The organism is Arthrobacter sp. DualSoilB13 (genome assembly GCF_055389195.1).
On record NZ_AP035865.1, the window covers coordinates 2,854,166 to 2,873,012 of the forward strand.

The following is an 18,847-nucleotide window of genomic DNA, read 5'->3' on the forward strand; positions in this document are numbered from 1 at the left end:
CAGGGAGCATCCCTTCAGCGGGTTTACCCGTGCGGACACAGTAGTCTTGGTACAAACACCCCTTCCCGCGGAAAGCGAACCCCTTCATGAGTGCCGACAAGTCAAGCAGCTGGTCCTACGCAGAAGATCTGCCGGCTGAGGATGACGTGTTGTTGCGCGCCCGTGAGCGGTCCTTTGAGCTGGGTGTTACCCCCATCAGCCCCGGTGTGGGTGCGGTGCTGACAGTGCTTGCCGCGGCGTCCAAAGCGCAGACAGTGGTGGAAGTTGGCTCCGGGGCAGGAGTGTCCGGGGTTTGCCTGCTGCGTGGCCTCAGCCCCCATGCCGTGCTGACCACCATCGATGTGGACGTCGAGCATTTGAAGGCCGCCAGGGAAGCATTCCTTGAGTCCGGTAGCCCTGCCAACCGTACCCGCACCATTTCAGGCCGCGCGGCGGATGTGTTGCCACGACTGACCGACTCCGCGTACGACCTCGTGTTCATCGATGCCGACAAGCCCAACTTCCCCAAATACGTGGAACAGGCAATCCGCCTCCTGAAATCAGGCGGCACCCTGGTGATCAACGATGCTTTGGACAAGGACCGCGTCGCCAACCCGGCAGCGCGTGAGGCAACCACGGTGGTTCTGCGTCAGATTGTGAAGGCCATCCGCGACGACGACCGGTTGGCGTCGGCGATGCTGCCGACGGGCGACGGCCTTCTGGTGGCCGTCAAGAAGTAGGGTGCCTGCCAGCATCAGGAAAAGCAGGTTAAACAAAAGCAGGGCCCCGGTTTTCCGGGCCCTGCTTTGTAAATCTATCCAAATGCCTATTCAGTAACGCCTACGAGGCATTCCTTGAGGTTGGCCGCTTCCGCAGCGTTGAGTTCGACAACGAGTCGTCCTCCGCCTTCGAGCGGCACACGCATGATCAAGCTGCGTCCCTCTTTGGTAACTTCCATAGGGCCGTCGCCGGTACGTGGTTTCATAGCCGCCATTAGGAAAATCCCCTCCATTTGTCCCAAGTCACGCCAACCCGGCCGGGCTGGTTCCGCGTCGCAATTGCAGCCGGCGGCACCGCTTGGGAGGCCGCCTTGGCCGGGCACTTTTCGGTGCTTTGTCCTTGCTCTTGTCCTATTATCCCGTAATTACCTGTCCGTAGCTAATCAAACGCGCATTTGTCCGGACTTTGTACATACTCCGCCGGCGCGGCAAACGTCCACGTCAGGGCGGATAGTCCCCGCCGCCGGGGAGCGGAGCCCACGCCCACAGCCACACCACCCAGACGATCTGGAGGAGGACGAACATCACCACGACCGTCCCCCGGTACGCTTTGGATTTGGAGAGCAACGCCACCGCCAAGGCCAGGGGAAAAAGCGGCAGCAGCATTCTGAAGGTACTGGTCTGGGGGTGAAGGAAGACCAGCAGGTAGCCCATGTAACAAGCGCACCAAAGCCGCAACTCAGTTCCCAGCGCCCTGACCGGCCTGGACATCATGACCAGCACGAAAAGCGCCGTGAAGACGAACGGGGCCAACACGCCCAACACAGGACCGAACAGCATCCGACCCGTGTCGAACCACGGCTTGAAAGGCACAAGATCGTGCCCCCGCCACGCTGTTTCCGTGCGTGTGTAGGCAGTGAGTTCACCGGTGGTTGCCCAGGCAATGGCTGGCCACGCGAGAGCTCCAATGCCCGCCGCAAGCACCATCGCCCCCAGCGAGAGCAAGCTGCGCACCGACGTCGCGTCGTCACCGCCTGACGCGGGGGCTGACAGCGTCCCCGAAGGCCTGAAGCGCTGCCACAGACGCCAGAGCAACAGCAATCCCACCATGGCGGCAAACGGGACTCCCGTGGGCCTGGAAAGACACATGAGAAGCACTACCGGAATTGCCGCCAGATATCGGCCGCGGACCACCAGCAACAACGAGCCGGACAACAGCAGCAGGTTTAAGGACTCGGCATACGGGACCTGAAGGATTGGGGACACCGGAAAAGTGGAAACGAAGACGACGCCCCACAGCGCCGCGCGCTTACCTGCGAACTCGCGGAAGAGCTTGTAAATCACCAAAGCGGCGCCCACACCCGCCACCATGGCGATGATGGTGAGCGCCGGGAGGGTTCCTATCCCGGTGGCTGCCGCGAGACCCCGGGCCAGGAAGGGAAAGAGTGCATAGAACGCCCATGCGTTTTGCTGAACGACGCCGTTCGCGTCCACGGGCAGGACCGAGGGATAGCCCTTATCAGCCGCTTCCTGATACCAGCGTCCATCCCAGATAGTGATGAAGTTCCAGTAATCCGGAGCGGGCGGGAACCACGGGTTGGTTCCTTGGTGAATGGCTGCCGCCATGAAGATGCAGGCACTGACCAGCCGGGCCACCACAAATATCAAGGTAACCTGCAGCCACCAAGGCCATCCGGCCATTCCGGCGACGGCAGCTGATAGACCCAAGGACAGCCGGTCCGCGGGTCCCCGCGCCCCTTGCGTCTTTGAGCCAGGGGGCTGCGAGGCTGGAGTCCGCGAGCTCACTGCCGGGTCCGGCCGGTTTCGCCGTCCTCGCCACGACGCTGAACCAGCGCGCCCAACCGTTGGATCTCGCGATCCTTGGCCTGCAACTGGTCCCTGAGCTCGTCGAGGACCTGGTCCACCTGATCCATCCGATAGCCACGGAGGCCAAGCGCAAAACGGAGGGAATCGACGTCGACGGGCTTGGCGTCCTCCGGCAGCAGGACAGCGGGCAGGTTGGGAACGGGTTGCTCCAGTCCCGATCCAAGAGAGCGCCCCTTGACGATTCCGGCACCGAGATACAACGCAGCGCCGACGAGGACTATCGCGAGAAACACCAGGAAAAAGCTCACAGGTCCATCGTGCCAGAAACGAAGGTCTACTCCGGGCGCTGGTCTCCGTTGGGAGTCGGAGGCAACGGCGCGCCATGTAGGACGCGGTGCACGGCGTCGGCGGGGTCATCCACCAACTGGATCAGGTCAAGGTCCTTCTCCGAAACCATGCCCTCTGCCACCAAGGTCTCCCGGATCCACTCGATCATGGGACCCCAGAACCGCACTCCCAGAAGAACAATGGGGAAGGAAGTGACCTTACGTGTTTGCACCAGCACCATGGCTTCGAACAATTCATCGAGAGTCCCTAGTCCTCCGGGAAGCACCACGAAGCCTTGCGCGTACTTGACGAACATGGTTTTGCGGGCGAAGAAGTAGCGGAAATTGATGCCCAAATCCACCCATTGGTTGAGCCCCTGCTCGAAGGGAAGTTCGATGCCCAGGCCAACGGAAACGCCATTGCCCTCCACAGCGCCCTTATTGGCAGCTTCCATGGATCCCGGGCCACCGCCGGTAATCACGGCCACGCCGGCTTCAGCAAGCTTGCGGCCCACATCCACGGCCATCTCGTAGTACTCGGATCCGGGTTTGGTCCGCGCGGAGCCAAACACACTAACGGCAGGACCCAGATCAGCCAAGGCTCCGAAGCCCTCTACGAACTCACTCTGGATTCGCAGGACACGCCACGGATCGGTGTGGATGAACTGCCCGGCACCGCTGGTATCCAGCAAATGCTGGTCCGACATTCCCGTGTCAGCCTGTTTGCGCCGAAGCTCAAGGGAGCCTTTGTGCTTGGCGGGGGCGACCTCCGAAGGGAGGGGCACATGGGTGCCCGTGACGCGGCCGTTGGCATCCGGACGGGGAACGTGGTGCTGGCTCATGCTCATTGCCCAAGGCTAGCGCGGATGACGGCGCGCTCCGTGGCAGCGACCCGCATCTTGCATTGCAGTCTGGTATATCGCTGTGGGGCAGGTTTCTGTTCAGTCACGATCTTCAGGAAGTTGCCGTGACCGTGGTCATATTTGCTTCTTTGTTCGCTAGATTCGTCGTATGACTACTCAAGCGTCCGGCGATGCCCTCGTCTCCCTGAACGGCGTCAATAAGCACTACGGTCAATTGCATGTCCTCAAAGACATCAACCTTCAGGTTAAGAAGGGTGAAGTGGTGGTGGTTATCGGACCATCCGGATCCGGTAAATCCACTCTCTGCCGTGCGATCAACCGCTTGGAAACAATCGACGACGGCGACATCGCCATCGACGGGAAGAAGCTTCCCGAAGAAGGCAAGGACCTCGCGCACCTGCGTGCCGACGTCGGCATGGTCTTCCAGTCCTTCAACCTGTTCGCCCACAAGACGATTCTTGAGAACGTCACGCTGGGTCCCATCAAGGTGAAGAAAGTGGCCAAGGGTACGGCCGACAAGGAAGCCATGGCCCTCCTGGAACGCGTAGGCGTTGGCCACCAAGCCCCGAAGCTTCCCGCCCAGCTCTCAGGCGGCCAGCAGCAACGTGTGGCCATTGCCCGCGCTCTTGCCATGAAGCCTAAGGTCATGCTGTTCGACGAACCTACGTCGGCACTGGACCCCGAGATGATCAACGAAGTGTTGGACGTCATGATCCAGCTGGCCAAGGAAGGCATGACCATGATCGTGGTCACCCACGAGATGGGCTTCGCCCGCAAGGCTGCCGACCGCGTGGTGTTCATGGCTGACGGCCAGATCGTCGAGGACGCCACCCCCGAGGAATTCTTCACCAACCCGAAGAGCACCCGCGCAAAGGACTTCTTGTCCAAGCTATTGACCCACTAGCTCCTTACCGCCAGCACCCCCGGCCGTAAGGCGGCCACCCATATGAAAGGAACACCATGAAGTCTCTTATTACCCGGAGGAAGTCACTCCTGGTGGCCGCATCGGCTGCGCTTGCTCTCTCGCTGAGCGCTTGCGGCGGCGGCAGCACCACAACTACTCCCCCGGTTGCTTCGGCAAGCTTCGAAGCCGGCACCACCATGGAGAAGCTCAACAAGGCCGGGACCATCAAGATCGGAACCAAATTCGATCAGCCGTTGTTCGGCCAAAAGGGCCTTGATGGCAAGCCTGTCGGTTTCGACGTTGAAATGGGCAAGGCAATCGCCGCAAAACTGGGCATCGCCGCGGACAAGATCGAGTGGGTAGAGACGGTCTCCCAAAACCGCGAGTCGTTCATCGAGCAGGGTCGCGTGGACCTCGTTATCGCCACGTACACCATCAACGATGCCCGTAAGGAAAAGGTCTCCTTCGCCGGACCGTACTACGAAGCTGGCCAGGCTCTGCTGGTGAATAAGGACGACAACTCCATCACCAAGCCTGAAGATGTTGCCGGCAAGAAGGTCTGCTCCGTTACGGGTTCCACCCCGGCCAAGACCATCGCCGAGAAGTACAACGCAGAGGTAGTCCCCGCGGCCACCTACACCGCTTGCCTGGAACCGCTGCGCAACAAGCAGGTCGTCGCGGTCACCACTGACAACGTGATCCTTGCCGGCTATGTGGACAAGGAACCGGATGCTTTCAAGCTCGCCTCGGATGAAACCTTCACCAAGGAGCCTTACGGCATCGGTCTGAAGAAGGATGACACTGTCTTCCGCAACTGGATCAACGATCAGCTTGAGGGCTTCGCCAAGGACGATACCTACAAGAAGGCTTGGGAAGCCACAGCAGGCAAGGTCATCAAGACCGCACCTGAACTTCCTACGATCAACCGCTACTAGTCGGGACCCGTCAACTGCCGCCGCCCCCTCCGGGCGGCGGCAGTTGACGAATCCAGGACCCTGTTCCCTGATTAGCTGCAGCCAAAGGAAGCCATGGACGCCGTCATAGCAAGCCTCCCCGAATACTGGGACGGATTTCTCCGAACCCTGTATCTCTCCGTAATTTCAGGAATCATTGCCCTCATTGTCGGCACACTCCTGGCGGCCATGAGGGTTTCCCCCGTGGCAGCACTTCGCGGTTTCAGCATGTTCTATGTTGAAGTGGCGCGTAACACCCCGTTGACCATCATTTTCTTTTTCGCCGCCATTGTTTTGCCCCGATTGGGCGTCAAGTTCGAACAATTCGAAGTTGCTGCCATCATCGCGTTGAGCAGCTACACGGCCGCCTTCATCGCCGAAGCGGTCCGTTCCGGTGTCAACAGCGTGCCTGTGGGCCAGGCAGAAGCTGCCCGCAGCGTCGGCATGACCTTCACCCAGGTCCTCGGCTTCATCGTCCTCCCCCAAGCCGTGCGGACCGTCATACCCCCGTTGATCAACATCCTGATTGCCTTGGTCAAAAACTCCTCGGTGGCCGGCGCATTCTTCGTCCTGGAGCTTTTCGGTTACGGCCGGCAGCTCTCCAACGACTACGGCAACCAGGTCCTCTGGATCCTCCTCGGGGTGGCGTTCTTCTACCTCTTGATCACAGTTCCCTTGGGACTCCTGGCGCACTTTGTTGAACGAAAGGTGGCGATTGCCCGATGACATCGGTCCTTTACGACGTCCCCGGGCCCAAGGCCCGCCTCTATTCGCTCATCGGCTCTGCCGCCGGCGTTCTGATCATTCTTGGCATCCTGGCTATCGCTGTCATAACGCTGGCGCAGCAGGGTATCTTCGATGCCGACCGCTGGGAGATTTTCTACGGCCCCATGGCGCCGGACGTCTGGAACCTGATCGGCCAGGGCATCGTTTCCACCCTGACCGCTGCTGCCGTTGCAGCCGTGATCGCGTTCCCCCTGGGTATCGCGCTCTGCCTCCTGCGCATCTCCCTGATTCCCTGGGTCCGTATACCAACGCAGGTAGTGCTGGAGTTCCTCCGCGGCATGCCTGTGGTGCTCATGATGTTGTTCGTCCTGCTGGTTTTCGCCACGGGACAGTTCCAAGCCGTTGTTGTTGGCCTGGTTCTCTACAACGCCGCTATCTTCGCTGAAATTCTCCGTGCCGGCATCCAGTCCCTCCCCAAGGGACAACGCGAGGCTGGTTTGGCCATTGGCCTCCGCAGCTTCCAGTCACGGATGTCCATCGAATTCCCGCAGGCTGTGCGCCGCATGCTTCCCTCATTGGTTGCCCAGTTGGTGGTTCTGCTCAAGGACACCTCGCTGGGCTACATCGTCGGTTACGAGGAACTGCTCCGGAAGATCCAGATCATGGCCGACTTCCTGGGCCCGGACTTCCTGTTCCCGGCGTTCTTTGTGGGCGCGGCCATCTACATCCTGATCAACCTGACAGTGTCGCGGATTGCCATCTGGATTGAACGCCGCGGTTCCAAAAAAACCGCTGGCGGCACGGCCAAGGCGACCGCAGCCGGAGCGGTTCCCACCGCCAAGTAGTTCTCTGGCAAGCAAACGGCGGGTCCGGTTCCAATGGAACCGGACCCGCCGTTTTTGATTTCTTGAACGTGCTCGGGACTACGGCGCCAGCCACGTCCTCAGTGCACGGAGGCACTCACGGATGGCATCGGCGTCGACGTGCTCGTTGTCCTTGTGCGCCAGCAAAGGATCGCCGGGGCCGAAGTTCACCGCCGGGATGCCCAGTTCACTGAAACGCGCGACGTCGGTCCATCCGTATTTGGGTTTGGGCTCGGCACCCACTGCGGCGACGAAGGACGCGGCGGCGGGGTGACTAAGTCCGGGCCTCGCGCCGGCAGCAGCGTCTGTACGGACGACGTCGAATCCTTCCAGAAGCTCCCTGACGGTGGCCTCTGCCTGGTCCGGATTCTTGTCCGGAGCGAAACGGTAGTTGATCTCCACCACGCAGCGGTCCGGGATGACGTTCCCTGCCGTGCCCCCGTTGATTTTCACGGCGTTCAGGCTTTCGCGGTAATCCAGGCCGTCCACGTTGATGGTCTGTGGCTCGTAAGCGGCGAGCCGCGCCAGGATGGGTGCCGCGGCGTGGATCGCGTTGACGCCCATCCAGGCACGCGCAGAGTGGGCTGTTTCGCCGATAGTGGTGGCCTCGAAACGGCTGGTTCCGTTGCAACCACCTTCCACCGTGCCGTGGGTTGGCTCCAACAAGATTGCGAAGTCACCCTTCAGCAGATCTCCGTGGTTCCGAACCAACCTGCCGAGTCCGCTCTTGACCGCTTCCACCTCTTCATGGTCATAAAAGACGAAGGTGACGTCCTTGTCCGGCTGCCTGCCGTCGTCGAACAGTGTTGCCGCAAGCGCCAGCTGCACCGCCACGCCGCCCTTCATGTCCGTGGTTCCACGGCCATACAGCACGCCTTCACCAGGAACGCCGGACTCCCAGGTGGCCGGAACTGTACCCAAGGAGCCCTCAACCGTGGGCAGGGGCACGGTGTCCAGGTGTCCGGCCAGGATGACACGCTCCGAGCGCCCGAGTTCGGTCCGTGCAATGATGGCGTCGCCGTCCCGAATCACGGTATAGGCAGGAATGGCGCGCAAAGCTGCCTCGACGGCGTCGGCGAGTTCGGTCTCGTTGCCGGAAACGCTGTTGAAGTCGATGATCGCAGCCGTCAGCAAGGCAACGTCCTGGCGCAGGTCAAGGAGGGCGGGGGCAGGGTTCAAAGTCACCCGTCCAGCCTAATGCCCGCAAATGCGACTTCTGTGGTGTGAGACAGGTTTTAACCGACCTCCGCCTGCTGGATAGACTTGGCGCATGACTGAAACTGCTTCCTCTGCTGTGCCCGCAACCGCGCCCGCCAACCCCCGATCGGCTTATGGCTTCGGCCTGGCCACCATCGCCACCTCGGCTTCCGGGGAAGCAACCGTGCTGGACGTCTGGTACCCGGCACCCGCACTTGGCGTTGCGGCCGAAACCCTCCGTGACGTTGAGAATGCCGACCCCGCGCTCACTGCACTGGCCAACGACGGCAAGGATGCCGCCCGCGGGACGGAGCAGAAAGTGGTCTTCGCGCAGATCGACCTCGACGCCGCCCCGGCAGACACTGCCGATGCTTACCTGCGTTTGCACCTCCTCTCCCACCGCCTGGTCAAACCGAACAGCATCAATCTGGACGGCGTCTTCGGCAAGCTGCCCAACGTGGTGTGGACCAACTTCGGCCCCGCCGCCGTTGACGGCTTCGAGTTGACCCGCGCACGCCTTCGCAAGCGCGGCAACGTTGTGGTGTACGGCGTGGATAAGTTCCCGCGGATGGTTGACTACGTGGTTCCCACGGGTGTGCGCATTGCCGACGCCGACCGCGTCCGCTTGGGTGCCCACCTCGCCGAGGGCACCACTGTGATGCACGAAGGCTTCGTGAACTTCAACGCCGGCACCCTGGGCACCTCCATGGTGGAAGGCCGCATCTCTGCTGGCGTTGTTGCCGGCGACGGTACAGACGTTGGCGGCGGAGCATCCATCATGGGCATGCTCTCCGGTGGCGGCAAGGAAAAGATCGCACTGGGCGAGCGCGTCCTGCTCGGTGCCAACTCCGGCGTAGGCATCAGCATTGGTGACGACTCCGTGGTGGAGGCCGGACTCTACGTCACCGCCGGTACCCGTGTCCGCGTTCCGGGCCCCAAAGACGAAAACGGCGAGGACACCACCAAGATCATCAAAGCCGTGGAACTCTCCGGCGTTCCCAACCTGCTCTTCCGCCGCAACTCCACCACCGGCGGCGTGGAAGTACTTCCCCGCAAGGGCCAAACGGTGGAGCTGAACGAGGCTCTCCACGCCAATTAGCAGGAGAGAATCAATGCGCCGGTTCCGCCGCGCCATAGTTGCGGTGCTGGCTTTGGCCCTCGTAGCAGGTGCCATTTACGCGATAGTTGCAGTGCTGCAGCGCTCCGAGACACTTGTCACGGAGCGCTGCCTCGCCATGGTCGGTCCCGAAAGCCACGAGCTCGCCACGGATCAGACAGCCAATGCTTCACTCATCTCCGCAATCTCCGTCCAGCGAGGGCTTCCACCACGGGCAGCAACCATTGCCCTGGCCACAGCCATGCAGGAATCCAGGCTGCGGAACATCAACTACGGCGATGACGCCGGCCCGGACTCCCGTGGACTGTTCCAGCAAAGGCCCTCGCAGGGATGGGGAACCGAAGAACAGGTCATGGACCCCGTCTACGCATCGAACGCGTTCTATGACGGCTTGGTTAAGGTCCCAGGCTACGAATCCATGGAGATCACCCAGGCCGCCCAAGCGGTCCAACGTTCAGCCTTCCCCCGCGCTTATGCCCAGCACGAAGGCATGGGCAGGGCCTTCGCTTCTGCTCTCACCGGTCACTCCGAGGCTGCACTGAACTGCGAACTGCGCATGCCCGAGGCGGCTGGTGACCCTGCCGCCGTCGTTGATGAACTCACGACGGCGTTCGGCACCCAAGCGGCCACCGTACAGGGCCGCTCGGTGCAGCTGGACATCGATGGAACACTGGCCTGGGCTGTGGCCCATTGGGCAGTGGCCAACGCCAAGACGCTGTCCATTACCCAGGTGGACGTTGCTGGCCAGACGTGGAACCGGGAGAAACGGGACGGCTGGCAACCTTCTGCCGCCCCATCTGAGATGGTCACCATCACGGTCTCCGCCCCCGCCACCTGAGTTTTTGTACAGCTCCCGCCCTTATACGCGCGTCTTAAGGGCCGTATCTGTCCAAAAACTCGCTCAGGCGAGAATCTCCACCACAGGTTGGACGTAGCTGCGGAAGACATCCGGCTCGGAGAGCAGTTGGTGGCTCATGATCATGGTGTTGGGTTCCAAATACCAGGCACGGGGTTCATTGAGCGGCAACTCAATAATGGTGAGTTCGAAGTCATGGGAATTGCGGCCAACTTCAAGAAGCCTGTCCTCCACCATTTCGCTCAGCACCTGTGTCATCCCGTTGGCTTCACGGGTGGCCTCAAGGTTGGCATACTCATCGATCCTGTCGGTGGCCCACCCCAAGGCAGAGCCAAAATGAGCTTGCAGAACGCGTTGAAGGGCCGGTGAGTTGCCAAAAGCCTTGAAGCTGGGCGGCGAGAGCTCCGGGGCCGGATGGGGATAGGACTTCACCAGACTCTCCCACCAAGCCTCCCACTCGGTCTTCAGTGCAGGGAGGCCACCCACATCAGAAGTGAGGTGTTTATGGTCTGCATGCCGGACTTTTGGTGTTGCGTGCGAGAGTATGGGTTTTCCGGCGCCATCAAGTCCCGCTACGTCGCGCAAGTACAGGGCGATGAGCATCGGCCCGGACGTATCCATGGTGATGCGCCATCCCGGGCCGCCTGACTCGTGCATGCGAATTCCTCCCTTTGGCAGGTCCCCGACATGTTCCAGTCTATTCCCGATGACTCCGCACGGTAATGGCGTCATCCGCCTCTTATGGGGCTCGGCCGACGCAATGACGCTTAGCGGCTGGATGGCGCGGCCCTGAGGGACCGCAGGTGAGCCGTGAGGACGTCGCTGCACATCTCTGCGGTCATCCACTCGGGCTGCAGCAATGCGTGCATGCACAAGCCGTCCATGGTGGCAAGGAGCCTCTCCGCTTCAGTCACAAGGGTTTGCCGGGCGTCAGCTTCACCGGGGTTAAGGATCAGGATGAGGCGACCGACGACGGCGGCCACGGTGCGGTGGCTGCGCTCGGCTTCAGCGGCCAGGACCGGCCTGATCCGGGCAGCCTGCCGGAACGCCATCCATACACAAGCGTCTACCGCCAGTTCCTCGTCCAACGGCAGGAACTGGCCGAGGAGGTATAGCACGGCATCGTGTTGTTCGGCGCTGTCCGGCGACGCATCCTCGACCGATGCAAGTGCCGCTTCAAGGCGGCCTACGATGCGATCGATCACTGCCCCGAAGGAGAAGACCAAGAGCTCATCGCTGCTTGCGAAGTAGTGGCGCACCGAACCAACAGCCAGTTCTGCTTCGTCAGCCACTTCCCTCAGTGATGCCCGTTCCAAGCCATCGCTGGCAATGATCCGGAAGACGGCTTGGACAACTTCATGGCGCCGGGCTTCGGCATCAACAATTTTGGGCACTAATTGTTTTTAGCACGAACGTGCTTCAACACCGCTCAACAGAGAGCGGCGTGGCTCCAATTTCCGATAGCGTAGGAACCATGAAAATTCTTGTCACGGGTGGCACCGGCTACATCGGTTCCCACACCGTTTTGTCCCTCCAGGAAGCCGGCCACGACGTCGTTGTGCTCGACAACCTCGTGAACTCCAGCGAGGAATCCCTCCGCCGCGTTTCCGAGCTCACCGGCAAGACCGCCGCCTTCCACAAGGTGGATCTGGTGGATGAGCCTGCCGTTGAGGCGGTCTTCGACCAGCACCAGATCGACGCCGTGATCCACTTCGCCGGCCTGAAGGCCGTAGGCGAGTCCGTCCAGGAACCCCTCGCCTACTACTACAACAACATTGTGGGCACCCTTAACCTGCTCCGAGCCATGGACAAGCACAACGTCCGCTCCATCGTCTTCAGCTCCTCCGCCACGGTCTATGGTGAGCACAACCCCATCCCGTACATCGAGAAGATGGAAATCGGCGCCAACAACCCGTACGGCCGCACCAAAGAGCAGATCGAGGACATCCTCTCTGACCTTGGCAACGCGGACGACCGCTGGCATATCGCACTGCTGCGCTATTTCAACCCCGTGGGAGCACACCCGTCCGGCCGCATTGGCGAGGACCCCCAGGGCATCCCCAACAACCTTGTCCCCTTCATCGCGCAGGTAGCCGTGGGACGCCGCGAGAAGCTCATGGTCTTCGGCGGAGACTACGACACCCCCGATGGCACAGCCCAGCGCGACTACATCCACGTGGTTGACCTGGCCGATGGGCACGTAGCAGCCCTGAACTACATCGCTGAGCGTGCCGGTGTCCGCCGCTGGAACCTTGGCTCGGGCCGCGGTTCCTCCGTCCTGGAGGTTCTGCGGTCCTTCGAGAAGGCCGTGGGCCAGCCCATCCCCTACGAGATCACCGGCCGCCGGGCCGGCGATCTCCCCGCTTTCTGGGCGGACGCTTCCTCCGCCCTTGCAGACCTCGGTTGGTCCACCACCAAGACGGTGGACCAGATGTGCGAGGACCACTGGCGCTGGCAGAAGAACAACCCCTACGGCTACAACTCTGCTCAGCCTGCAGCGGCGAACAACGCCTAGTCTGCAAGCACCGCAACCAACGACGGCGGCCTCTCACCTCGCGCGAGGTAAGCGGCCGCCGTCGTTATTAACGCTGCTGCCGTGTCAGTTGGCCGGGTAGTTGCGCTCCGGCTCCCCTGTGTAGAGCTGCCGCGGACGGCCGATCTTCGTCTGGGGATCGTTGATCATTTCGCGCCACTGGGCAATCCAGCCCGGGAGGCGTCCAATGGCGAACAGTACGGTGAACATCTTCTCCGGGAAGCCCATGGCCTTGTAGATGAGGCCGGTGTAGAAGTCGACGTTCGGGTACAGCTTGCGCTGGATGAAGTAGTCGTCAGCCAGGGCCTTCTCTTCCAAGCGCATGGCGATGTCCAGCAGTTCGTCGTTGCCGCCGAGCTTGCCCAGAACTTCGTGTGCCGTTGCCTTAATGATCTTGGCGCGGGGATCGTAGTTCTTGTAGACACGGTGTCCGAAGCCCATGAGGCGGACGCCGTCTTCCTTGTTCTTGACCTTCTCCATGTAGTCCTCGGGCTTGATGCCGTCGGCCTGGATCTGGCGGAGCATCTTCAGCACGGCCTCGTTGGCGCCACCGTGTGCGGGGCCGAAGAGGGCGTTGATGCCGGCGGACACCGACGCGAAGAGGTTGGCGTTGGACGAGCCCACAAGACGCACGGTGGACGTGGAACAGTTCTGCTCGTGGTCTGCGTGCAGGATGAGCAGGAGGTCCAGTGCCTTGACCACTACCGGATCCATCTCATACTGCTCGGCCGGAAGACCGAAGCTCAGGCGCAGGAAGTTCTCCACCAGGTTCATGGAGTTATCCGGGTAGAGCATCGGCTGGCCGATGGACTTCTTGTGCGCGTAGGCAGCAATGACCGGCAACTTGGCCATCAGGCGGATGGTGGAAACTTCCACGTGCTCCGCGTTGAAGGGATCCAGCGAGTCCTGGTAGAACGTGGACAGCGCAGAAACAGCCGAGGAGAGCACCGGCATGGGGTGGGCGTCACGCGGGAACCCGCCGAAGAAGCCCTTGAGCTCTTCGTGCAGGAGTGTGTGGCGGCGGATCTTCTGATCGAACTCTTCCAATTCCGTAGGAGTGGGAAGGTTGCCGTAGATCAGCAGGTAGGAAACTTCGAGGAAGCTCGAGTGCTGCGCGAGCTGCTCAATGGGGTAACCGCGGTAGCGCAGGATGCCTGCGTCACCGTCGATGTAGGTGATGGCCGAGGTAGTGGCCGCTGTGTTCATGAAGCCGGGGTCATAGGCAACGGCGCCCGTCTGCTTCAGCAGCTTGGAAACGTCGTAGCCTTCGTTTCCTTCTACAACCTTGATGCGCGGCAGTTCGAGTTCGCCGCCGGCATGGCGCAGTGTCGCGCTGGTGGTCTCAGTCATGGAGTCCCCTTCATGAGGCCTCAGGGCCTCTATCGAACGCTTGTCCAACCACCTTCTGGTGCCGCCGCCTTCGGCCCTACTGTTGCAGGGCTCCAACGGCCGAAGTGCATTCTTAGAGAAGGCCACCATTGATAGTCAGTTAAAAAGCTACCGCCAGTAACCCTACGGAACTAATCCGTACCGTCCGGTTACTGGCGGAATGACGCTATTAGTGGCGCAAGTCACAGCATTGTTATGAGGCTGTGGCAAGCCGTTCAACTGCGGCATCGATTCGTTCGTCACTGCCGGTGAGGGCCACCCGGATGAATCCGTTACCGGCGTCTCCATAGAAAACGCCCGGGCCCACCACAATGCCGAGGTCAGCGAATCGAGCCACGGTGTCCCACGTGGTTTCTCCGGCCGTGGACCACAGATAGAGCCCGGCCTTGGATTCGTGGATGGTCAGCCCGAACTTCTCCAGCGCAGGCACAATCCTCTCGCGGCGTCCGCGGTACAGGTCCTTTTGGGCCAGCACGTGGCTGGCATCGCCCAGTGCAACGCGCATGGCTTCCTGCACGGGGTAGGGAACAATCATGCCCGCATGCTTACGGCTGTTCACCAGGTTGGCCATAATAGCCGAATCCCCGGCAACGAAGGCTGCCCTGTATCCGGCAAGGTTGGATTGCTTGCTCAGCGAGTACACGCACAGCAGGCCGTCCGTGGAGCCGCCGGTGACGCGGGGATCCAGGATGCTGGGCACGGCTTCTCCCCCGCGTTGGGCATCCCATACGCCCCAACCCAGCTCGGCGTAGCATTCATCCGAAGCCACCACCGCGCCGAGCTCGCGGGCCTGGCCCACGATCCGCTGCAGTGACTCAACATCACGGACGCTACCGGTGGGATTGCCGGGCGAGTTGATCCAGATCAAACGAACCTTCGCGCGGGTGGCTGCATCAAGTTCGTCGAGGTCATCCGCAGCAACTGCCGTGGCACCTGCAAGTGAGGCGCCGATATCGTACGTCGGGTAGGCAACGGTAGGCCGGACAACAACATCGCCGGCGCTCAAACCGAGCAGGAACGGCAACCAGGCCACGAGCTCCTTGGAGCCAACGGTTGGCATGACGTCCTTGGGGTCCAGCCCCGGCACGCCGCGGCGGCTGGCGAACCAGTCCACCACGGCTTGGCGCAGGGCCTCTGTGCCGTGCACCGTGGGGTAACCATGGGCGTCCGAGGCCGCCGCTAGGGCCTCACGGATGAGTTCGGGAGTGGGGTCCACCGGCGTGCCGATGGAAAGATTCACTGCGCCACCGGGGTGTTTAGCGGCTGTGGCAACATACGGCGCCATAGCCTCCCACGGGTAGTCAGGCAGGTTCAGGCCGAAAGCCGGCGCCGCGGAAATCAAGGAAACAACCGCCCTTAGTGGTCTTGGTTCTGCGGGGGCAGTGCAGCGATATACGGGTGGTCCTTGCCCGTGTTTCCGATCTTGGCGGCTCCGCCAGGGGAACCCAGGTCATCAAAGAACTCAACGTTGGCCTTGTAGTAGTCGGCCCATTCTTCCGGGGTGTCATCCTCGTAGTAAATGGCCTCAACAGGGCACACAGGTTCACAAGCACCACAGTCGACACATTCATCGGGGTGGATATAGAGGGAACGCTCACCTTCGTAAATGCAGTCGACAGGGCACTCTTCAATACATGCCTTGTCCTTGACATCCACACACGGCTGCGCGATTACGTACGTCACGTCCCAGACCTCTCCACGGTTTGTCCCGGCGATGGCCGGGGTAACACTGCCGGCATCATGCCGGGCACTCAACTTCCGAGCCTATTATCCAACAGTGCGCTAACGCCAACCTAGCCCGCGTCTTAGTATGAAACGGTGACTCCCCCGAATGTGCCGCCCCAACAGTTCCTCCTCAACGCAGAGCCAGGAATCCGGGTAGTGGTCCGGTACAGGATCGAGGACGGTTTGACGGACGCACTCGGCTATCTGGTAGGAACCACCGAAGGCGCCTGTACAGTCCGGACCCGCACGTCCGACGTCGACATTCCGCTGGCAATGGTTATCGCCGCGAAAGAGGTTCCACCTCCGCCGCCGCGCCGGCAATCCGTGCGCGCCGCGTCCGACTGACGGGCAGCCGGCTGATGACCACAAGCATGATTAACGTCACTCCGCCGATGCCGAAAACCCAGACGTTCCCCACGGCGTCGCCCGGAATCAACTGCTTGGCCGGACCGGCTGAGGACAGGATTCCGACGACGGCGTAGCTCACCACGCCTGCCACCGCCGCCGGTACCACCGAGCGGCACCAGGCAGCGAGCCACAACTGTACGGACGCCACGAGCAGCAGAGCTGCGGCCACGCCCCATGGGAGCTCAACGCCGGACCACAGTACGGTCTGCCGATGGAGCGCTGTTCCGGCGAGGGCAACAAAAAGAGCCGCCGGCACGGCCGCAGCAATGCTGCGTGCCATACCGGCGGCTCTCTTCTTCATTCAGCTGTTCCTGACTGCGTCAGAAAGTCCAGGCTAGGACTTGGCGCGGGCGCGGTTGGCCTTGGCGCGATCGTTCGAGTCCAGGATGACCTTGCGGATTCGGATGGATTCCGGGGTGACCTCAACGCATTCGTCCTCACGGGCGAATTCCAGGGACTCTTCGAGGGTCAGGTCGCGCGGCGGCGTCAGGTTCTCGAAGGTGTCGGAGGAAGCCGCACGCATGTTGGTGAGCTTCTTTTCCTTGGTAATGTTCACGTCCATGTCATCAGCGCGGGAGTTCTCGCCCACGATCATGCCTTCGTAGACCTCGGAGGTGGGCTTCACGAAGAAGGAACCGCGTTCCTGCAGGTTGATCATGGCGAACGGCGTAACAACACCGGCACGGTCGGCGATCATGGAACCGTTGGTACGGTACTCGATCGGGCCGGCCCACGGTTCGTAGCCTTCGGAAATGGAGGCAGCAATGCCGGCGCCGCGGGTGTCCGTGAGGAACCGGGTGCGGAAGCCGATCAGGCCACGTGCAGGAACGATGAACTCCATGCGGCACCAGCCGGTCCCGTGGTTGGCCATGTTGGTCATGCGACCCTTGCGGGCAGCCATGAGCTGGGTGACGGCGCCGAGGTATTCTTCCGGCACGTCGATGGTCATGTGTTCCATCGGCTCGTGGAGCTTGCCGTCGATGGTCTTGGTAACAACCTGCGGCTTGCCAACGGTCAGTTCGAAGCCTTCACGGCGCATCTGCTCAACCAGGATGGCCAGCGCGAGCTCACCACGGCCCTGAACTTCCCAGGCGTCGGGACGCTCGGTGGGGAGAACCTTGATGGAGACGTTACCGATCAGTTCCTTGTCCAGGCGATCCTTCACCTGGCGGGCCGTAACCTTGGCGCCCTTGACCTTGCCGGCCAGCGGCGAGGTGTTGATACCGATGGTCATGGAGATCGCGGGATCATCCACGGTGATCAGCGGCAGCGGCTGCGGGTTCTCGGCATCCGTCAAGGTTTCACCGATGGTGATCTCCTCGATACCGGCAACAGCAACGATTTCGCCCGGGCCGGCCTCTTCGGCGGGAACGCGAGTCAGAGCCTTGGTGGCCAGCAGTTCGGTGATCTTGACGTTCTTGAGCTCACCGTTTGCGCGCGCCCAGGCCACGGTCTGGCCCTTGCGGAGCGTGCCGTTGTAGATGCGGAGCAGGGCGAGGCGACCAAGGAACGGCGATGCGTCCAGGTTGGTCACGTGTGCCTGCAGCACGCCGTCCGGGTTGTACGTGGGAGCGGGGATGTGCTCGATGATGGTCTTGAAGAGCGGCTCGAGGTCCTCGTTCTCCGGAGCGGAACCGTTATCCGGCTGCTCCAGGGAAGCGCGGCCAACCTTGGCGGCAGCGTAAACGACGGGGACTTCGAGGACCTTGTCCAGATCCAGGTCCGGAACTTCGTCAGCAAGGTCCGAGGCAAGGCCGAGGAGCAGGTCCATGGACTCGTGGACAACTTCATCGATGCGGGCATCGGGGCGGTCGGTCTTGTTGACCAGGAGGATCACCGGCAGGTGGGCGGCGAGGGCCTTACGCAGCACGAAGCGGGTCTGGGGCAGGGGACCCTCAGACGAGTCGACCAGCAGGACGACGCCGTCAACCATGGACAGACCGCGCTCTACCTCGCCACCGAAGTCGGCGTGGCCGGGGGTGTCAATGACGTTGATGGTGATGGTCTCGCCGTTGGACGACGGGCCGTTGTAGGCAACCGTGGTGTTCTTGGCGAGGATGGTGATGCCCTTTTCGCGCTCCAGGTCACCGGAGTCCATGACACGGTCCTCAACCTCACCATGGGAAGCGAAGGAGTTGGTCTGCTTGAGCATGGCGTCGACCAGCGTGGTCTTGCCGTGGTCAACGTGTGCGACGATCGCGACGTTGCGCAGATCGCTCCGCGACGCAGTGTTGGTGATGGTTTCAGACATGCGTTAATGACTCGTTTCAGTGGTGAAGTCAGCTGTTTGTATCCGCGCGCATACCTGATCGACTTGATCGGAACACACAGCGAAAAGACCCCGGGACACAGGGCACCTGCATCCAGTCTAAACGCAGTTGCATTTATGAGCCTAAAAAGCAAGCCATTCACCCCCCGAATGTGGCACTGCTCACACTCCCGCGTTGTGACGTAAACGCAAG

The 18,847-nt window shown here is 61.6% G+C and carries 21 protein-coding genes; 9 read left to right on the plus strand and 12 right to left on the minus strand.

Annotated features, from left to right (window positions below):
• The first annotated feature begins 86 nt into the window (after positions 1-86).
• Positions 87-719, plus strand: a complete 633-nt coding sequence (locus tag ACZ5J0_RS13080; protein WP_142938483.1) for an O-methyltransferase — start codon at positions 87-89, stop codon at positions 717-719.
• An 86-nt stretch (positions 720-805) separates the two neighbouring features.
• On the opposite strand, the gene ACZ5J0_RS13085 is transcribed toward ACZ5J0_RS13080, so the two are convergent.
• The 4 genes from ACZ5J0_RS13085 to ACZ5J0_RS13100 form a co-directional block, all read right to left on the minus strand.
• A complete protein-coding gene (locus tag ACZ5J0_RS13085) occupies positions 806-973 on the minus strand; it encodes a DUF3117 domain-containing protein (RefSeq protein ID WP_009357720.1) in 168 nt (55 codons plus the stop codon).
• A 226-nt stretch (positions 974-1,199) separates the two neighbouring features.
• A complete protein-coding gene (locus tag ACZ5J0_RS13090; protein WP_464093262.1) occupies positions 1,200-2,399 on the minus strand; it encodes a hypothetical protein in 1,200 nt (399 codons plus the stop codon).
• Positions 2,400-2,500: 101 nt separating this feature from the next.
• Positions 2,501-2,833 carry a DivIVA domain-containing protein gene (locus tag ACZ5J0_RS13095; RefSeq protein WP_166840055.1) on the minus strand — a complete coding sequence of 111 codons (333 nt, stop codon included), beginning with the start codon at positions 2,831-2,833 and terminating at the stop codon, positions 2,501-2,503.
• Positions 2,834-2,859: 26 nt separating this feature from the next.
• Positions 2,860-3,699: an LOG family protein gene (locus ACZ5J0_RS13100; protein ID WP_187697133.1), complete on the minus strand. Its 840-nt coding sequence runs from the start codon at positions 3,697-3,699 to the stop codon at positions 2,860-2,862.
• A gap of 163 nt (positions 3,700-3,862) precedes the next feature.
• Between ACZ5J0_RS13100 and ACZ5J0_RS13105 the strand changes: the two genes are divergently transcribed.
• From ACZ5J0_RS13105 to ACZ5J0_RS13120, 4 genes are all read left to right on the plus strand, one after another.
• Positions 3,863-4,618, plus strand: a complete 756-nt coding sequence (locus tag ACZ5J0_RS13105) for an amino acid ABC transporter ATP-binding protein (RefSeq protein ID WP_062072913.1) — start codon at positions 3,863-3,865, stop codon at positions 4,616-4,618.
• Positions 4,619-4,674: 56 nt separating this feature from the next.
• Positions 4,675-5,553, plus strand: coding sequence for a glutamate ABC transporter substrate-binding protein (locus ACZ5J0_RS13110; RefSeq protein WP_142938481.1), 879 nt, complete (start codon positions 4,675-4,677; stop codon positions 5,551-5,553).
• Positions 5,554-5,646: 93 nt separating this feature from the next.
• Positions 5,647-6,297 carry an amino acid ABC transporter permease gene (locus ACZ5J0_RS13115; RefSeq protein WP_011775440.1) on the plus strand — a complete coding sequence of 217 codons (651 nt, stop codon included), beginning with the start codon at positions 5,647-5,649 and terminating at the stop codon, positions 6,295-6,297.
• Positions 6,294-7,142 carry an amino acid ABC transporter permease gene (locus ACZ5J0_RS13120; protein ID WP_142938480.1) on the plus strand — a complete coding sequence of 283 codons (849 nt, stop codon included), beginning with the start codon at positions 6,294-6,296 and terminating at the stop codon, positions 7,140-7,142. The genes ACZ5J0_RS13115 and ACZ5J0_RS13120 overlap by 4 nt, the downstream gene beginning before the upstream one ends.
• A gap of 78 nt (positions 7,143-7,220) precedes the next feature.
• Here ACZ5J0_RS13120 and dapE read toward each other — a convergent pair whose 3' ends face one another.
• Positions 7,221-8,345: a succinyl-diaminopimelate desuccinylase gene (gene dapE, locus ACZ5J0_RS13125; protein WP_166840054.1), complete on the minus strand. Its 1,125-nt coding sequence runs from the start codon at positions 8,343-8,345 to the stop codon at positions 7,221-7,223.
• Positions 8,346-8,430: 85 nt separating this feature from the next.
• Between dapE and dapD the strand changes: the two genes are divergently transcribed.
• Positions 8,431-9,456 carry a 2,3,4,5-tetrahydropyridine-2,6-dicarboxylate N-succinyltransferase gene (dapD, locus tag ACZ5J0_RS13130; protein WP_464093263.1) on the plus strand — a complete coding sequence of 342 codons (1,026 nt, stop codon included), beginning with the start codon at positions 8,431-8,433 and terminating at the stop codon, positions 9,454-9,456.
• Positions 9,457-9,469: 13 nt separating this feature from the next.
• Entirely contained in the window at positions 9,470-10,312 is an 843-nt protein-coding gene (locus ACZ5J0_RS13135) for a transglycosylase SLT domain-containing protein (RefSeq protein ID WP_464093264.1), read from the plus strand.
• 63 nt (positions 10,313-10,375) lie between these two features.
• Here the strand turns inward: ACZ5J0_RS13135 and ACZ5J0_RS13140 are convergent, their stop codons facing one another.
• Positions 10,376-10,987, minus strand: a complete 612-nt coding sequence (locus ACZ5J0_RS13140) for a hypothetical protein (protein WP_464093265.1) — start codon at positions 10,985-10,987, stop codon at positions 10,376-10,378.
• A 110-nt stretch (positions 10,988-11,097) separates the two neighbouring features.
• Positions 11,098-11,724 carry a TetR/AcrR family transcriptional regulator gene (locus ACZ5J0_RS13145; protein WP_250821128.1) on the minus strand — a complete coding sequence of 209 codons (627 nt, stop codon included), beginning with the start codon at positions 11,722-11,724 and terminating at the stop codon, positions 11,098-11,100.
• An 80-nt stretch (positions 11,725-11,804) separates the two neighbouring features.
• On the opposite strand from ACZ5J0_RS13145, the gene galE reads away from it, so the two are divergent.
• The gene (gene galE / locus ACZ5J0_RS13150; RefSeq protein WP_166840046.1) at positions 11,805-12,845 is read left to right on the plus strand and encodes a UDP-glucose 4-epimerase GalE; all 1,041 of its coding nucleotides are present in this window, start codon (positions 11,805-11,807) and stop codon (positions 12,843-12,845) included.
• A gap of 84 nt (positions 12,846-12,929) precedes the next feature.
• On the opposite strand, the gene ACZ5J0_RS13155 is transcribed toward galE, so the two are convergent.
• The 3 genes from ACZ5J0_RS13155 to fdxA form a co-directional block, all read right to left on the minus strand.
• A complete protein-coding gene (locus tag ACZ5J0_RS13155) occupies positions 12,930-14,213 on the minus strand; it encodes a citrate synthase (protein WP_024817462.1) in 1,284 nt (427 codons plus the stop codon).
• A 232-nt stretch (positions 14,214-14,445) separates the two neighbouring features.
• A complete protein-coding gene (gene dapC, locus ACZ5J0_RS13160; protein ID WP_464093266.1) occupies positions 14,446-15,594 on the minus strand; it encodes a succinyldiaminopimelate transaminase in 1,149 nt (382 codons plus the stop codon).
• Between the two features lie 14 nt (positions 15,595-15,608).
• Positions 15,609-15,935, minus strand: a complete 327-nt coding sequence (gene fdxA, locus ACZ5J0_RS13165; RefSeq protein ID WP_017200392.1) for a ferredoxin — start codon at positions 15,933-15,935, stop codon at positions 15,609-15,611.
• 198 nt (positions 15,936-16,133) lie between these two features.
• Here fdxA and ACZ5J0_RS13170 point away from each other — a divergent pair, with 198 nt between their 5' ends.
• Positions 16,134-16,322 carry a putative acetyltransferase gene (locus ACZ5J0_RS13170; RefSeq protein WP_464094730.1) on the plus strand — a complete coding sequence of 63 codons (189 nt, stop codon included), beginning with the start codon at positions 16,134-16,136 and terminating at the stop codon, positions 16,320-16,322.
• Here ACZ5J0_RS13170 and ACZ5J0_RS13175 read toward each other — a convergent pair.
• Together ACZ5J0_RS13175 and typA are read right to left on the minus strand one after the other, a co-directional pair.
• A complete protein-coding gene (locus tag ACZ5J0_RS13175) occupies positions 16,255-16,686 on the minus strand; it encodes a hypothetical protein (protein ID WP_166840044.1) in 432 nt (143 codons plus the stop codon). The two genes, ACZ5J0_RS13170 and ACZ5J0_RS13175, sit on opposite strands and share 68 nt — an antisense overlap.
• A gap of 33 nt (positions 16,687-16,719) precedes the next feature.
• Entirely contained in the window at positions 16,720-18,636 is a 1,917-nt protein-coding gene (typA, locus tag ACZ5J0_RS13180; RefSeq protein WP_464093267.1) for a translational GTPase TypA, read from the minus strand.
• Between the last annotated feature and the right edge of the window lie 211 nt (positions 18,637-18,847).

Bases quoted from the DNA above. Each gene is read 5' to 3' on its own strand.
- ACZ5J0_RS13080 (WP_142938483.1), top strand. From the start codon at position 87: ATGAGTGCCGACAAGTCAAGCAGCTGGTCCTACGCAGAAGATCTGCCG.
- ACZ5J0_RS13085 (WP_009357720.1), bottom strand. From the start codon at position 973: ATGGCGGCTATGAAACCACGTACCGGCGACGGCCCTATGGAAGTTACC.
- ACZ5J0_RS13090 (WP_464093262.1), bottom strand. From the start codon at position 2,399: ATGGCCGGATGGCCTTGGTGGCTGCAGGTTACCTTGATATTTGTGGTG.
- ACZ5J0_RS13100 (WP_187697133.1), bottom strand. From the start codon at position 3,699: ATGAGCATGAGCCAGCACCACGTTCCCCGTCCGGATGCCAACGGCCGC.
- ACZ5J0_RS13105 (WP_062072913.1), top strand. From the start codon at position 3,863: ATGACTACTCAAGCGTCCGGCGATGCCCTCGTCTCCCTGAACGGCGTC.
- ACZ5J0_RS13110 (WP_142938481.1), top strand. From the start codon at position 4,675: ATGAAGTCTCTTATTACCCGGAGGAAGTCACTCCTGGTGGCCGCATCG.
- ACZ5J0_RS13115 (WP_011775440.1), top strand. From the start codon at position 5,647: ATGGACGCCGTCATAGCAAGCCTCCCCGAATACTGGGACGGATTTCTC.
- ACZ5J0_RS13120 (WP_142938480.1), top strand. From the start codon at position 6,294: ATGACATCGGTCCTTTACGACGTCCCCGGGCCCAAGGCCCGCCTCTAT.
- dapD (WP_464093263.1), top strand. From the start codon at position 8,431: ATGACTGAAACTGCTTCCTCTGCTGTGCCCGCAACCGCGCCCGCCAAC.
- ACZ5J0_RS13135 (WP_464093264.1), top strand. From the start codon at position 9,470: ATGCGCCGGTTCCGCCGCGCCATAGTTGCGGTGCTGGCTTTGGCCCTC.
- ACZ5J0_RS13140 (WP_464093265.1), bottom strand. From the start codon at position 10,987: ATGCACGAGTCAGGCGGCCCGGGATGGCGCATCACCATGGATACGTCC.
- galE (WP_166840046.1), top strand. From the start codon at position 11,805: ATGAAAATTCTTGTCACGGGTGGCACCGGCTACATCGGTTCCCACACC.
- ACZ5J0_RS13155 (WP_024817462.1), bottom strand. From the start codon at position 14,213: ATGACTGAGACCACCAGCGCGACACTGCGCCATGCCGGCGGCGAACTC.
- ACZ5J0_RS13175 (WP_166840044.1), bottom strand. From the start codon at position 16,686: ATGAAGAAGAGAGCCGCCGGTATGGCACGCAGCATTGCTGCGGCCGTG.
- typA (WP_464093267.1), bottom strand. From the start codon at position 18,636: ATGTCTGAAACCATCACCAACACTGCGTCGCGGAGCGATCTGCGCAAC.